The 15,599-nt window shown below is 39.6% G+C and carries 12 protein-coding genes; 7 read left to right on the top strand and 5 right to left on the bottom strand.

From position 1 onward, the window contains the following. Positions 1-35 precede the first annotated feature (35 nt). The gene (locus tag EHS11_RS15570; protein WP_135765284.1) at positions 36-1,565 is read left to right on the top strand and encodes a PP2C family protein-serine/threonine phosphatase; all 1,530 of its coding nucleotides are present in this window, start codon (positions 36-38) and stop codon (positions 1,563-1,565) included. Then, positions 1,562-3,145, top strand: coding sequence for a tetratricopeptide repeat protein (locus EHS11_RS15565; RefSeq protein WP_135765283.1), 1,584 nt, complete (start codon positions 1,562-1,564; stop codon positions 3,143-3,145). Before EHS11_RS15570 ends, EHS11_RS15565 begins: the two co-directional genes overlap by 4 nt. 6 nt (positions 3,146-3,151) lie before the next feature. Here EHS11_RS15565 and EHS11_RS15560 read toward each other — a convergent pair whose 3' ends face one another. Both EHS11_RS15560 and EHS11_RS15555 read right to left on the bottom strand, forming a co-directional pair. Continuing rightward, positions 3,152-3,475: an STAS domain-containing protein gene (locus EHS11_RS15560; RefSeq protein WP_135765282.1), complete on the bottom strand. Its 324-nt coding sequence runs from the start codon at positions 3,473-3,475 to the stop codon at positions 3,152-3,154. A 108-nt stretch (positions 3,476-3,583) separates the two neighbouring features. Beyond that, positions 3,584-3,796, bottom strand: a complete 213-nt coding sequence (locus EHS11_RS15555; RefSeq protein WP_425460593.1) for a hypothetical protein — start codon at positions 3,794-3,796, stop codon at positions 3,584-3,586. Between the two features lie 66 nt (positions 3,797-3,862). On the opposite strand from EHS11_RS15555, the gene EHS11_RS15550 reads away from it, so the two are divergent. Both EHS11_RS15550 and EHS11_RS15545 read left to right on the top strand, forming a co-directional pair. Next, positions 3,863-5,962, top strand: coding sequence for a GGDEF/EAL domain-containing response regulator (locus tag EHS11_RS15550; protein ID WP_135765281.1), 2,100 nt, complete (start codon positions 3,863-3,865; stop codon positions 5,960-5,962). A 30-nt stretch (positions 5,963-5,992) separates the two neighbouring features. Then, entirely contained in the window at positions 5,993-6,772 is a 780-nt protein-coding gene (locus EHS11_RS15545) for a M48 family metallopeptidase (RefSeq protein ID WP_135765280.1), read from the top strand. A gap of 50 nt (positions 6,773-6,822) precedes the next feature. Here EHS11_RS15545 and EHS11_RS15540 read toward each other — a convergent pair whose 3' ends face one another. Together EHS11_RS15540 and EHS11_RS15535 are read right to left on the bottom strand one after the other, a co-directional pair. Further along, positions 6,823-7,389 carry an MORN repeat-containing protein gene (locus tag EHS11_RS15540; RefSeq protein WP_135765279.1) on the bottom strand — a complete coding sequence of 189 codons (567 nt, stop codon included), beginning with the start codon at positions 7,387-7,389 and terminating at the stop codon, positions 6,823-6,825. 47 nt (positions 7,390-7,436) lie between these two features. Next, a complete protein-coding gene (locus tag EHS11_RS15535) occupies positions 7,437-9,461 on the bottom strand; it encodes an ATP-dependent helicase (RefSeq protein ID WP_135765278.1) in 2,025 nt (674 codons plus the stop codon). A gap of 67 nt (positions 9,462-9,528) precedes the next feature. Between EHS11_RS15535 and EHS11_RS15530 the strand changes: the two genes are divergently transcribed. Next, positions 9,529-10,620 (top strand): response regulator, encoded by a 1,092-nt coding sequence (locus EHS11_RS15530; RefSeq protein WP_135765277.1) that lies wholly within the window; start codon positions 9,529-9,531, stop codon positions 10,618-10,620. A gap of 1 nt (position 10,621) precedes the next feature. Here the strand turns inward: EHS11_RS15530 and EHS11_RS15525 are convergent, their stop codons facing one another. Further along, entirely contained in the window at positions 10,622-11,017 is a 396-nt protein-coding gene (locus tag EHS11_RS15525; protein WP_135765276.1) for a hypothetical protein, read from the bottom strand. A 226-nt stretch (positions 11,018-11,243) separates the two neighbouring features. On the opposite strand from EHS11_RS15525, the gene EHS11_RS15520 reads away from it, so the two are divergent. Both EHS11_RS15520 and EHS11_RS15515 read left to right on the top strand, forming a co-directional pair. Next, positions 11,244-14,192: an LPS-assembly protein LptD gene (locus EHS11_RS15520; protein ID WP_135765504.1), complete on the top strand. Its 2,949-nt coding sequence runs from the start codon at positions 11,244-11,246 to the stop codon at positions 14,190-14,192. Next, positions 14,192-15,598 (top strand): undecaprenyl-phosphate glucose phosphotransferase, encoded by a 1,407-nt coding sequence (locus tag EHS11_RS15515; protein WP_135765275.1) that lies wholly within the window; start codon positions 14,192-14,194, stop codon positions 15,596-15,598. Before EHS11_RS15520 ends, EHS11_RS15515 begins: the two co-directional genes overlap by 1 nt. The last annotated feature ends 1 nt before the right edge of the window (position 15,599 follow it).

Raw genomic sequence — 15,599 nt, 5'->3', positions numbered from 1 at the left:
ATCTATCTGAATTATCGACAATATCAATAGCCGCCGTGACGAAAAGTAAAATCAAAACTACGAATTCTCTCCGATTCAAAATCGGCCTGTTCTATTCACTTTTAGCCCTTCTCAATATCATTTTTTTTACAGTGATGATATTTGAAAACCAATCGGATTTACTTTTAAAAAATTTCCAATTCCAATCCGAAAACTTGGCAAATACGATACTCGCCGATTTACAGAACATTGGAATTACAGAAGAAAGAGACGAAGTATTTGAAGTTTTCCGTAAAACTTTAAAGTTATACGATATAGAAAAATTCCTGATTTTTCAACAAGACGGCAAGGTGTGGCTGCAAGAGCCTTTTACAAGCGAACCGACCGTTCAAGTCTCAGAATCCCTGCTTCGGAAATCAAAAGATGTGTCAGCGGATAAAGAAGGAAGCCTTTTCAAATCAAGATACAATTTGGATTTGAATGAAAAGGATTTCACTGTGGATTTTTTACTTCCCATCCATTCCAGAACAGGGGAAGAGATTTTTTTATTCACTCATTTCAATATTGCCTCCATCCAGGAAAGATTGAAGCAACTCTACATCCAAGTTGCCTATGCTGTGGTATGGGGTGTGGTCTTCCATTTGATCTTTGCGATCCTTGTCTATCGTGCGATTTTCAGACGGGTGGATATCCTGGATTCGGCTTCTAAAAAAATGGCGATGGGAGAATTGAAAACCAGGATCGAATGGAATTTCAAAAACGAGGACGAGCTTGATAATTTGGGTCGTTCGTTCAACGGAATGGCGGAAGAAATTGAGACCAAAGTCAATACGATTACCAAACTGAACGATGAGATCGGCCAAGAGCTCCAAATCGGAAAAGAAGTTCAAGAATTGTTTTTACCATCTAACAAAAAGTATAAGAAGTTCAAGATTGGAAAACTCTACAGACCGATGCGTGAAGTCTCCGGAGATATCTATCAATACTTTCATTTTGAAGAAGAAAAAGAAAATAGCGAATCATATTGTTTTTTTCTAGCGGACGCTTCCGGGCACGGAGTCTCGGCGGCACTTGTAACGGTCGTTATGGCAATGTCACTCCAATCCATTGTCAAGGAAAATCATTCTCCGATACATGCGATCAATAGTCTGGGCGAAGTCATTGCCAACAGATTGCAAGCCTCCTTCTTTGCAACAGGAGTCTTTGTTGTGTTTAATGAACCAGGCAAAGTGAAATTTGTAAATGCAGGTCATAACGCTCCTTTTATCATCAGGCCATCCACAAAGGAAGTCAGATACATTGACAGTTCCGGGCCTCCATTGGGGATGGGAGACGATATCCAATACTCTTTGGATGAGTTTTCGGTCGAACCGGGAGACAAAATCATACTTTATACCGACGGTGTTGTGGAAACTCCTGTCAAAGAAGGCGGACTTTTCGGTTTGGAAAGATTCGTCGAAATTGTCTTAAATCATATAGATGATTCCAATTCCGAGATTGTGGAAAAGGCGATGGAAGAACTGGAGCTGGCTCACGAAGAATACAAAGACGACGTGACTATGATTATCATTGAAGTACCGGAATGAGAAAATTTCTTTTTTTCCTGATCTTTATCCTATTATTCGGATTTTTCGGACTCGCATCACAGTCAATAGTTGGTGTAAAGCTCCAGGAACTTAGATTCGGAATTCTCAGAGACCAGTTGATGAATTACGAGTTATCTTCCCAAACCTTGCGGGAGAGACTCAAACAAATGTTCCTTTCCAAGGATGATTACCTCCAAGAGGTAAAAGTAAATATCCTCGAATCTGGGATTATGAACTCGGAAACAAAGGGTTTGGAATTGGAGATGAGCTGGAGGGACAAGTTCGGTCTTGCGGTCATCAATGCGGTTCGAGCCTTGAATTTTAAACCGTTTTTGGAATTGGAAGAACAACAAAAAACGATTATCAGATTACAATTTGCTTTTTATATGGAAAGAACCCGTAAGTTTTCCATTTCCAGTAAAAAATACGAAGAGTTGGAAGAGATTTTGGAAGGATCCGTTGCGGATGAGATGGCTTTTACCCTGCTTCATAACGGGTATTGTTTGGTGATGATGGGAGAAAGAGAAAGGGCTTATGTTAAACTAAGAAGGGCAATCGACATCTTTCCGGGAACCCATTATGCCGAAAACGCGGAACTACTCATCAGCTTTTTACAAGAAGGTGATAAGAGAAAAATGGATTTGAAAACCTCCAATAAAAAACCGGAGGAACTGGCTTATTCCCTTTTTCAAGCAGGAGATTATGAAGAGACTCTGAAAACACTAGAAACTCTACCAAAACTTACTGGTGACCAATCCTATATCAAAGCCCGTTCCATGGAAGAATTGGGCAAAACTTCCAACGCAGTGAAAGAATACATCCAACTTGTAAAACAAAAAGACAATAAGGAAGTGGCAATTCGCGCCAATAGGCGGTTACTTCTCATCGGAAATTTTTACCAGGAAAACAAGTCTCTGGTTGAATTTAGCAAGGGCGAAGCAGAAAAGTTAGGTGATGATAAAGCTGCGAAGCAAATAGAAGATGGTAAATCCTTAGTCTTAAAGCCGATTATAGTGGAAAAAATCCTCAAAGCGGAAACAGGAAAAACAGGAACGGAAGAAGCGAAGGAGCTTGCTGAAATCAAAGAAAATCTAAAAGACTCTTTGGAAGAATCCAAGGCTGAAACCAAAAAATTACTCACCGTAGTGCAAGAAGAAAATATCCCGATTCTGAAAGAAGAAATTCAGTTTGAGGAAAAAAAGGAAGATAAGTCGGCTGAGGTAGTCAAGGTTGAAAAAAGAAAAATCCCGAACATTGCCATCGTACGACCGGAAGAAAAAGGAAAACTACAAGTTCGTCTAACAGATGGTAGGGTGATTGCCTGTGACTCCCTTCACACAAACGGAAAGATCGTCAGTTTGAAATTAGGAGATTTCAGTTTGGAACTACCGATAGATTTGATCGGCTCCGTTTTGACTACCGTTCAAAAGGGAGACACTGGACTCCTTGTGGAAGAAAAGGGAGGGAAATCGACAGTATTTGACAAATTGGAAAGAAATAAAGAAGGGGAGTGGTTCAGCTCAAAGAAACTGGAGACAAAGATCCAAGACTCGGAGCTAAAAGAAGTAAAAGTAAACTAAAAAGGCTTAAGGAAGGTCGCCTTCTCCATTTAAAATAGTAAAAAACTTATCCAAACTGGATAGTTTTAAGATCACCATAACATCTTGGCTGACATTGAGTAGAAAAAAAGTTCCTTCTTCGGATTTAAGCTTTTTTTGTAGATTTGCAAGAAGGGCAATACCGGAAGAGTCTAGCAATTTGATATTCACCATATCGATGGCAACAGACTCTGCGCCATCATCTATGATTTTATGAAGCTCTTTTTTTAGCGCTGGCGCTGAATAAATATCGAGGGAACCTTCTAAAGTAACGACTGTATGACTTTTAACTTGTTTTGTTGTGAAATTCATTGAACTTCCTGCTAGCTTTATTAGTCTCGTCAACCATCCCAAATTTGTAAAGACTTTTTGTACGAAACTGTAAAGAGATATCTAACCTTTCCTAGATTAGGTATTTGACTAAGTTCTTAATTTCTTTAGAATTTCAGTGAGAGCTTGATTGTAACCATCAAACCCTCCTTTATCATAATCGTTCAAATCGTGATAATTCAAATCCCCGATTTCCTGGAGCATTCTTTTCAGCTCATTTTCCAGATGAGTTTTCCTTAGATAGGTAGAATCAAACAATTTCGGGTGCACAGTTTTATTGGGTACTAGTTTCTTAAAAATCAAATCGTTTTCCAGTAGAATTTTAATCTTAAGGTTGATTCTAATCGATAAATTTTATCTTATTAGGATATGGGAAGCCCACTCAGTCTGCTCGTTGTAGAATCAGACACTCAAGAAGTATTTCGACTGATTCGAGAGATCAAAACACACGGCTTTTCCCCTCTTTACCAGGTAGTCTCTTCTTGGAAGGATTGGGAGGAGAGGGTGGTCGAGGAAGATTGGGATGCCATTGTCTGCAGCATGGATTGGCAGGATGGAAAAACGCCTCAGGACCTATTATCCGATCTTAGAGAAAAAAAACTGGATATTCCATTCATTGTAGTTGCAAAAGAAGCTGTATTAGGTAATGCGCTTCAGGTTATGCGAGCGGGGGCTGCCGATATCATAGAATATTCCAGTTTGTTCCGACTCCCACTTGTTTTGGAAAGAGAGAGAAGGGAACTGGTTTACAGACGGGAAAAAGAAATTACTACCAATTATCTAGGCGATTCGTTACGTGAAATCCAATTCCAAAAATTTGCTTTAGACCAAGCCACGATCGTTTCGATAACAGATGCGAGCGGAATCATCACTTATGTGAATGAAAAATTTTCCATAGTATCAGGCTATCGGAAAGAGGAACTTGTAGGTCATTCTCATAGGATTCTAAAGTCCGATGAAAAAACTCTGGAAGAATGGAAAGAGATGTGGGAAGTGATCCAAAAAGGCAGGGTATGGAGAGGAGAAATCAAAAATACCAAGAAAGACGGTACCTTCTATTGGGTAGATACTACGATTGTCCCTTTCTCCGCACAGGACGGATCCATTTTTCAATACATTGCCATTCATCACGACATTACCGATCGTAAACTGGCGGAAGACCAGCTAACACATGATGCATTTTATGACAGCCTAACAGGTTTACCGAACAGGGCTCTTTTTCTCGTAAGGATCGAGCAAAAAATATCAGAATACAATTTAAGCTCAAAAGGATTTCCCATCGTTGTCTCCGTTAATATCGACAATTTCAAACGAATCAACAATTCTCTGGGAAACGGATCCGGAGATGATATCCTTCGTATCTATGCAAAAAGAATAGAATCCGTTTCCGGCAGTAACGCAACGGTCACCAGACTAGGTGCGGATACATTTGCAGTGCTTGTTGTAGACTTTTTGTCTCTGAACGAAGCAAATGATTTTGCAAATAAACTTTTGGACTACCTGAAAGAAATAATTCCTTATAACGGATATGAAATCTATCTGACAGCCTCTTCGGGGATTGCAGCATTCGGTATGGCGGGAAAAGAAGCGGAAGATATTTTAAAGAATGCTGAAATTGCAATGTTCCATTCCAAAGAAAGTAAAATCGGAACTGTTTCCATCTTTTCGCAGACCATGCAGGAAAAAATCCACTACCAGTTGGAAATACAAAACGATTTAAAGAAAGCAATCGAAAGAAATGAATTTGTAGTCTATTACCAACCGATTTATGATTTGAAAGAAAAAGAAATAGGGCACTGGGAAGCGCTGGTTCGCTGGAAACATCCCAAAAAGGGGCTGGTTCCTCCCGTTGATTTCATCCCGATGGCGGAAGATTCGGGCCTCATCGTTCCTCTCACCAAATACGTATTAGATGATTCTTGCTTGTTCGTAAACGAAGTTTCATTTGTTACCGACAAGGTTTCGGTTGCGATCAATCTTTCGGCCGAAGTTTTCCAACACCAGAATATATTTCATTGGATCGTGGATGTTCATAATAAAACAGGAATTCCTTTCAGTTCTTTGCAAGTGGAAATCACTGAAAGTCTTGCAATGAAAAATATGAATGAAACCATTCCCATACTTTCCAATTTGAGGGATTTGGGAGTAAAAATCGCTTTGGACGACTTTGGAACCGGATTTTCTTCCCTCTCCTATCTGGAAAAACTTCCTCTTTCCATAGTAAAAATGGATAAATCATTTCTGAACAATGTTGTCCCCGGGTCCAAAGAAGCTTTGCTTTTGATTTCCATCATTCATATGGCACATGATTTGGGCTTAAAGGTCATTGCGGAAGGAGTGGAGGACAAAACCCAATTTGATTTACTTGCAGATTATAAATGCGATATGATACAAGGGTATTTGATTGCAAAACCGATGGCATTGCAAGAGGCTAAAGAGTTCATGCAAAACTTCAAACCCATCAGCTGATTTTTAAAAACAAAATAAAGAAGAGAGAATATGAATTATAAGAGCTTATTTTATTCCGCTACTGTCGTTTTTGTGTTGGGCTGCCAAACCTCGCCCACTGGAAGAAAACAACTGTTACTTGTCAAAGACCCCGACATGAACACGATGGGAGTGCAAGCATTTGAAGAAATGAAAAAGAAAACTCCCATCGATACCGGCGAAGCAGTCAATCGTTATGTAAACTGCATTGTAAATGCGGAATTACAAGTTACGGAAGACGAGACTGGGGTGGAATCATGGGAAGTCGTGGTCTTTCGGGACAGTACACCGAATGCATTCGCATTGCCGGGTGGAAAAATCGGGGTGCACACAGGTATTTTACCAGTGGCAAAAACTGTAGACCAACTAGCAGCAGTTTTAGGACATGAAATCGGTCATGTGATCGCAAGACATGGCAATGAAAGAGTTTCTCAAAACCAAATTGCAGGCGGGGCACAATCTATTGTCAAGGCATTGGGTAAGGAGCAGGCTGCTGGTGTGCTTGGAGCGGGAATGCAGTATGGAGTTTTGTTGCCGTTTTCGAGAACGCATGAATCGGAAGCGGATATCGTAGGACTTGATATCATGTCGAAAGCAGGCTTTGATCCGAGGGAAAGCGTTACCTTATGGAAAAATATGAGTGCTCTCGGTGGAAGCAAAACAAATGAATTTCTTTCCACTCATCCTTCCGATGAAACCAGAATCAAACAACTGAATGAAAAAATGTCAGAATCTTTGCAGAAATACCAGATAGCAAAGTCGAACGGAAAACAACCTAATTGTAAATTGTAAATGATTCCCTTTCCCGAGCATCTTCGGGAAAGGTTCTAAGGGATCTTAGTTTATTCACAAAGAAGTTTTCTGGCTTGTATTTTGCAGTTGCGAGGTTTTCCGTCCTCGATCAGAGTTCCTGTTCCTTCCATTCCATCATTCGAAAAATCCCCGTTCAATGATTTGCCGTCTTTGAAACTATAAGTTCCTTTTCCGTTGATCCCTCCGTCCTTAAACTCTCCGATGTATTTGTCTCCATTTTTGAATTGGTATTCCCCGGGACCGGATCTTTTGTCTTCTTTGTAAATGCCTGAGAATTTTTCTCCGTCGGTATAAACAAAATTACCTTGTCCTTCTCTTTGATCATTTTTGAAAGAACCTTGGTAAATATCACCGTTCTCATAGATATATTTTCCGATTCCGTTAACGCAATCTCCCTCCACACAACCGAATTTCTTTTCATTAGAATCTTGTTTATTTGGATCTTGTACGTCTATGTTTTCAACACTTCGGCTGGATTGTTCCGTACCTTCTTTGTTTGCCTCTCCCTCTTTGGGAGTGGAAGAACAAGAAATGAAATAAAAAAAAGAACCGAAAATAAGTAGTGATAATGTCCTCTTCCAAAAGAGTGATTTCATGAAAACCTCCGAACTATCCAATATTGAACTTAAAAAAAAATAGAAAATCAATTCAAAAAGTAATTTTGAATGTCCTGAAATCTGCCTTGTTTTTGCATATTTTCGGGCTTGATTGCATCGGAAGGTTTATTATCATATTCTCTCGTTTCCACCAATTCATCCAAGTTTTCCAATTCGGATAAAAATCGTGTAACAGATTGAAATTGAATGTTTTTTTTCTCCAGCTGAAGAGGGGCAGTGAGATAAAGTTCTTCTTTGGCCCGAGTGATCCCCACATAAAACAATCTTCTTTCTTCTTCCAGATCTTCCACAGTGCGAATCCAATTCGAAGGAAGCTGTCCCTCCAAAAGATGGACAAAATATACTACTTTCCATTCTAGCCCTTTCGCAGAATGAACCGTACTAACCGTAACATATCCTTCTTCTTCCCTGTCCTTGTCAGGGGAATCTAACAAAGATTCCGTTGTCTCAAGACTAAGAAAACCCAAATAATCGGAAAGCTCGGCATATTCTTTGGTGAGCAAATTCAAGGATTCCAAATCATCCGATCTCTTTTTGGAATCGTCGTAAATCTGTTCCAAAAGAGGTAGGTAGTATTCCAAAATACTTTCCAAGGCTTTCGGCGGAGAAATCGGCCCGCCTTTGCCAATTTGAAGCAATCGATCCAATAATTTTGAAATATTTGATTTTGCTTCATTTTGAAAACCGATCCAAAAAGAATCCTCCTTCCAGAAAAGATTTTCCAATTCAAGAGAATCTTTTTGCAAAAGGTTTAAAAACAAACCCGTTTGTTTTGGTCCAACCCCGGGTTCCAGATTTAAAATGCGATTCCAGGAAAGCCAGTCTTTCGCATTGAGTAGAACTTTCAGATAGGAAATCACATCCTTGATATGGGATTGTTCCAAAAATTTCCTACCACCAAACTTACGATAGGGTATACCCTTGTGATTCAATTCCAGCTCGATCAGATTGGCATGCCATCCGGAGCGTACAAGAATGGCAATATCCTTAAAGACGATTCCGGATTCGTTTTGTTCCAGAATGTTTTCAGAAATGAAAACAGCTTCCTTTTCACCGTTGGTCAATTTCATATAGACCGGTTTTTTAGAAGGAGTCTCTTTCTTTGTGAAAAGATTTTTATCATATTTTTCAACAAACTTGGATAAGGCGGAATTTGCAAGATGTAAAATAGGAGAGGAACTTCTGTAATTTTCTTCCAAAGTTATTTTTTTAGCATTCGGAAATATTTTGGGAAAATCCAGAATATTGCGGACATTCGCCCCTCTGAATCCGTAAATACATTGGGCATCGTCTCCCACGACCATTATGTTTTCGTGGATACTCGCAAGTAAACAGGCAATATGTGCCTGGATTCTATTTGTATCCTGATATTCATCCACTAAAATATGTTTGTATACTCCGGATAAATACTTTCGAATATTCTCATTTTCTACTAATATTTGTCTTGTAAGTCCCAATAAATCGTCGAAATCCACCGATTGATTTTGTATTTTCAGGGATTCGTATTTTTCTTTGATCGTTTGAATCTCTTTGATTTGCGAAAGAAATTGGGAATAGTCTTTTGTCAGAACTTTTTCAATTGAGATTTGGTTGTTGAAGGAAGATGATAATATCTCATGAAGTGTTTCTTTTTTTGGGAAACGTTTGGTTTGTTTTTGCATCAAAACTGAATCACGGGCCATTCCTGTTAGTTGAATGGCATCTTCTTCGTCAAGAATGGAAAAATTGGGTGAATATCCGAGTATCTGAATGTATTTTCTAAGAAAAAGATGGCAAAAAGAATGAAAAGTTCCCCCCGTTACCGAGTTCATCCGGGTGTCCAGTAAAGCGGAAGCTCTTTGTAACATCTCCTTAGCTGCTCGCCTTGTGAATGTTAGCAGCAACAAGGATTTGGGGTCCTCTCCCGACTGAACTAAATGAAGAAGACGATGTACTAAAGTGTTCGTTTTACCTGTACCCGCTCCTGCAATGACTAAAACGGGAAAGCCGGTCAAAAGAGCCGCTTCTTTTTGCGCAGAATTCAATGTGGTCTCTTTTTTCACTGGTATCATGTTTTTATTTTTGATTCGATTGACAAACTAGAAAAATCAGACTTAGATAAAATGCTCCCTTAATTCTATGGTAACCGACCTCGTTTCCCAAACTTCCCCCAAGAGGGTTCTCGTTGTTGAAGACGAGCGGATCATTGCCATCAATATCTGTTCCACTCTGAAACAATTCGGTTACTCTTCCGAATACGTATCGGAAGGCCAGGCCGCCATTGACTGCGTTGACAACGAGTTATTCGATTTGGTTCTCATGGATATCATGTTAAACGGAGAAATGGACGGAATCGAAGCCGCAAAGATCATAAAAAGAAGAAAAGATCTTCCCATTATTTACCTGACCGCGTATTCTGATGATTCCACTTTGGACCGGGCCAAGTCCACGGAACCGTTCGGATATCTGATCAAACCGTTTAACAGTCGTGACTTATACATATCTGTGGAAATGGCGATTTATAAATCACGCATCCAAAAACAGTTGAAGGATTTTCAAAACAAATTATCCGAAACTCAAAAATGGGAAACAATCGGCCTTGTTGCCGCAAGTATTTCCCATGATATCAACAATCCGCTCACATCGATTTTAAACCTTGCGGAACTGATTGCAAAAGAAACCTCTAAAACCGGTCAAAAATCCATTCAGGAACATGCCAGAAAAATCAGCAGCGAGTCGGAGAGGATTGCAAAGATCATAAAAAATCTTGTCTCTTATTCGCAAACTACTTCCACTATACTTACATATTCCGATCTTTATCAAATCATGTTGGAGACCAGATCCTTTCTCCATCAGTATTTTTTAAAAGAAGGAATCCAATGTGAAATCGAATCGGAAAAACTTCCTCTTTATTTTTGCCAAAGTCAAAAAATAAAACAGGTGTTTTTGAATCTATTGCAAGATGCTCGCGGAAGAATTTTAAACAATACCGAAAGCACTGATAGAAAAATTTCTGTCCAACTCCAATGGGAAGAGACAGAGGTTGAAAAAATCATAAAAATTCAAATCATTGATAATGGAAAAATAGATCCTTCCAAACTTATACCTGACCAAAATAGTTTGGATATCACCCGCAATCTGATTGAAGAACATAAAGGAAAATTGGAAAGGAAAGAACTGGCAGACGGTGGACTTTGGATTATCAAATTTTACCTTTCGGAAAAAAACTAATTCAAATGACTTTGGATTTAATTCCTTTCCAATTTTTTTTGTCAGTCTCTTTCACATCACTTTCCGTTACATTATCTTCATAGATGGATCCCAGAAAAACCTCAATCCTTGCAGAATGAATCAACCAATGATCTTCGCAAAGCAAGCGCTCAATATTCTTTTTAAAGTCCCGAAAATAAGACTCTGTCAACTCAAGATCCCCTGAGTAATCAAACAAAATGGCTAGACAAATCCGATATAGGATTTCATTTCTAAGTCCCAGGTCGGAATCGAATCTCAAATCTTCCAATTTTAACTGGTTGTCTATGAAAATGGGCCGTTTGTTTTTTCCTTCGTGAACATAAACATGGTAATTGACCGTTCCAGGAATTCTTTCCCCTGAATATGTTTTGAGCATGAAAACTCTCCCGAAAGTCTCGGACTTTTGCATAGAAATTATGTCCGTTTTGAGCCCGGATGCAAACCCTTTTCTGGCATTTTTGTCAAATTTATCAGGATCATTTTATAGGTTTTCACTGGCAGAAAAGTTGCGGATTTGCTTTTCCCATTGATTTTTTGGCAAGAGTTGAAATCGTCGTTCTATACTTCCAAAGCATTCTTTCCTCGTGCGCCAATACCTACTTATTTTCTTTTTGATCTTGGGATTTACTTACTCACCTCAATTGCATTCGCAAGATACGGAAGGGTTAAAACTATTATTTCCTGATTTTGCCGGTCCCAAAACAAACCCCCAAGACGAAGAAAGAAAGGCAACCACTCAATCCATTCAAAGAAATTTGGTCCAGAAATCGGTTGATACAATGACGGATAGGGAAGTTGACGACACACTTCGTAATTTAGGTTTGAATCACCAAGGAACTATCTATATAAAAAGGGAACGTTTGAGGGAAGCCTTGGTTCCTCCTCTCGCGCCTGAAATCACCCAGGAAAGTATTTTAGGAGCACAGAAGAAAAAAGAATCTCCCATTCAAATCCAAAATGCTGCGGAAGGACAATTGCTCAATATCGATAAGACCCAAGGCGGGGTTCTTGTTCTACGTGGAAAAGTAAAACTCAAGATCCGGGACGGAGAATTGGAGGCGGATTCGGTATCTATCGATTCGGCCAGGCAGGAGATATATGCTGAAGGTGGAGTTGAATACCGGGACGGTCAGGCAAAAGTAAACGGAGAAAGATTTCTATACGATATCAAATTGAACCAAGGTGTCGTTTATAATTCGAAACTAAGTGTTTATCCTTCTTTTTTCATAGGGCAAAAGCTCAAACGTTTGGATGAAAAACGTTATCTTTTGGAAATGGGATACTTTACGGCTTGTAATGCGGAACTTCCTCACGAATCATTTCAGGCAAAAAAGATTATGATCCATGACGACAAATCCGTTGTGGCATATATGGTAACATATAAGGTAGGCGGAACGCCAATGTTCTTTCTTCCCTTTTTGTACAATTCGGAATCCGGGAACGGATGGATGGTGCAAATGGGTAAAAACAATACACAGGGCTGGTTTATGCAAAACAGCTACCAGTGGTCCGATCCTTATCCCAACTCCATATTCCTCGCAAACGGTTATAAGTTCCGGTTCGATCTTTATGAAAAAACGGGACAAGCCGTCAACCTGGAACTTTGGAAGGTATCACCTAACTTAAATTACAATATCAATATGGGTTATGCAAATTACAAAAAGAACGCGATTACCAGCGTATACGAAGACAGATTCAAAAACTTCGGAATTGGAAATGCCGCAGTCACAAATACTGTAGATCGGGGAGAACAATTTCCAAACCTGGGACTGCCATACAGAAATACGGGTGTTGATTATGATCCTTGGTGGAAGGGAGAGTTCAGGATCAATGCAAAATCAAATGACTTTAATAAAGATGTAACTAAAAACTTACAACTGATATATGAGAATTACAGCAATTACAGATACAATTACGAATTCGGAAACCGGTATGAACCATCCAATTCGATTCAATCTCTATTTACACAAAGAGATGTAAGGTATGGGAATATAAGAAACCTATTAAACTGGACTTTGAATTACACTGAAAACAGAGGTGACTTGAGCGTTCATATGGGCCTTAGCAGAACGATGCTCTACCAACTGCAGGCAAACAAGTATTTTGCGGCACAAGACGGTCTTCCCAGTGTTACCATTCGAAATTCAACACAAGTAGGAGCGACTCCTTATTGGAACAGTCCGATCTATTGGGACTTGACTTTTCAAACCAATATCAACCGGTTGTACGGAGCACCGACTCAGTCAAAGATTCCTTACACGAATACCACCGATATCAACGGTCAATACAAAGATTACGTTCTTAGGACTCAAACGATGGTGCTCGGGGAAACAGGATTCAGATCTCCCATCGCTCTCGGAACTTATGCGTCGTTCACTCCATCCATCTATGCGGGAGCACAAAAACAAACTGTTGAATTTCCCGGAAGCGGAACGGATTCAAACAGTCCTGACATACAAACAAACAAAGCATATGCAAATATACTAAAACAACAATCCTATCAATATGTCCGCCAGGCACACACAGCAAGAATCGGTATTCCGGAAATCTTTTTCAGCACAACATACAGAAAACTTGACGCACCAAAGGCGGAACTAAAAGATCCGGTTTTAGGAACAGTGCGCCAGCATGAAGCTGAATTTGCATTGGAAAGTTATGCGCTGAGCGACTGGGATGTATCTCTTCGAACGATCCGTGACTTGAGAAACATTTCTTCCGAATACAATCCTGGAATTTCAAACACGCAAAGATGGTATTATACCGTTATGAGAATCGGAGGATTCATCGACTTCGTTGACGGATTCAAAACAAGAAGACCTAGTTTACTGGAACGTAAGAGAAATTTCTATTCGGGAATTTTTATCAACAACGATTATGTTCATCATACTCCTCAAAATCGTCCTCTTTCTAATAACTTAACACTGTCTTATAAAATGGGCGGTTTTTCCTGGCCGATCGTACGTGCATTTCGAAGTTTGGAAGTCGGTTCTACATGGTATCATGTTTATAAAGACAATTATCTGGATAGTTACCGCTTTTTCTTTCGTACAGATACAAAAATTTCCAGATATGCTGGTATAGAGTTGGAACTTGATTCTCGTGTAACAGAGCCTTGGCGATTAACCGCACTTGCGCAAGGGCAGTTTTATGCGCTTTCCACCACGCCGGAACTTTATACATCACAAACGGGAACCAATTACGACCAAACAACGATTTGGGAAGATACCGCAGCGGGAACCGGACTACAAGGGCAGGACAAAAGGCAAAAGGCGGTTTTCAATATAAATAGATTCATGATGACCTTTAAATTGGATCTTCACAACTGGGAATATAGGCTTGGTTACAGTATGAACTTACGTGCATTGCCGGGTGGACTCAGTGGAAACAACCAATTAACATTTTACGATCAATCCGTTTATTTTTCAGTCAACCTGACAAACTTCAGTTTCGGAGAATCAGCACCGTCAACGGCTACAAGGATAAGATTGTATAGATTCAGAAAACGACCACTAGATGGTAGTACTACCGGAGTTTCCTCGGAGTCGCAATAATGCTGAAAGAAAGAAGCCAATCCTTTAAATTATTGTTTCTATTTACCGATCTGTTCATCGCAGGATTCAGTTTTGGAATTTCGTTTTTTATCCGTTATTATCTTTTGGATGATTCCGAATTCCAAAGACAGGTAATCGACGGAACGAGCTATCTGATTTTAGCGATTGTACTCGCAATTACTCAAATCATTTCGTTCTTATCTATTGACTTGTATCATCCCAGAAGAGGGCTTTCCTTTACCGACGAATTTTTCGGAATCGTTTCGGGAGTAGGGTTAAATTTAGTATTCGTATTGGCTCTATTGTTCTTTATCCGTGGAGAAAGTTTTTCGAGATTAGTTATCACCTATTTTGCGCTAGGTGCTATCATCAGTATCAGTCTTGCTCATTTGGTATTGAGAGGGATCTTACGTGTACTTAGGAAGAAAGGATATAATTTACGTTCCGTGATAGTGATCGGAACGGGGAAGTCCGCCAAGAATTTCGCCGATTCGATTCAAAAACATTCTATTTACGGATATGTAGTCAAAGGACTTTTTACCGGAAAAGTTTCTTTGAACATAGAAAAATCCGAATACCAAATCCTCGGAAATGTAAAAAAACTGGAGGACTATGTAAAATCAAATGAAGTGGATTTGATTGTTTATGCATTTTCCCATGAAGAAGGGGATTATCTGAAAGAAGTAATCGATACTTCCGATTACTACGGGATCGACTTGAAAGTAATCCCAAGTTACGAAGAAATCATCACTGCAAAAGGAAGAACGGAAATCATCGATGGGATTCCCATTATTTCAATACGAAACATACCTCTCCGACTGGGATACAATCGTGCGATCAAAAGAGGTTTTGATATCGCATTCTCTCTGTTATTTATCGTATTCTTCAGTCCTTTTTATCTGCTTATCAGTATTCTTGTAAAACTAAGCAGTCCCGGACCTGTTTTTTATAAACAAGAGCGTATCGGGTTGGACAATCGGATATTCGGAATGATGAAATTCCGTTCCATGATCGTTCAAAAAAAATCGGATTCGGATACTCTCTGGACGACTAAAGACGACCCGAGAGTTACCAGAGTCGGTGCGATTTTACGAAAACTATCGTTAGACGAAACTCCCCAATTTTTCAACGTGTTATTCGGAGATATGTCTGTCGTGGGTCCGAGACCGGAACGACCGTTTTATGTTGAAAAATTCCAAACGGAACATCATCAATATATGAGAAGACATGCGGCAAAGGCAGGAATTACAGGTTGGGCACAGGTGCAGGGTCTGCGCGGAGACACTTCCATAGAAAAACGGATTGAAGCGGATATTTATTATATAGAAAACTGGAGTTTGATATTCGATATTAAAATTATCATACTCACTCCATGGAAAGCGGTTGTTGATAGAAATGCATACTAAA

The sequence above is a fragment of the Leptospira ilyithenensis genome (assembly GCF_004771005.1).
GTDB lineage: Bacteria > Spirochaetota > Leptospiria > Leptospirales > Leptospiraceae > Leptospira_A > Leptospira_A ilyithenensis.
This window is presented reverse-complemented; position numbering and strand designations above follow the sequence as displayed.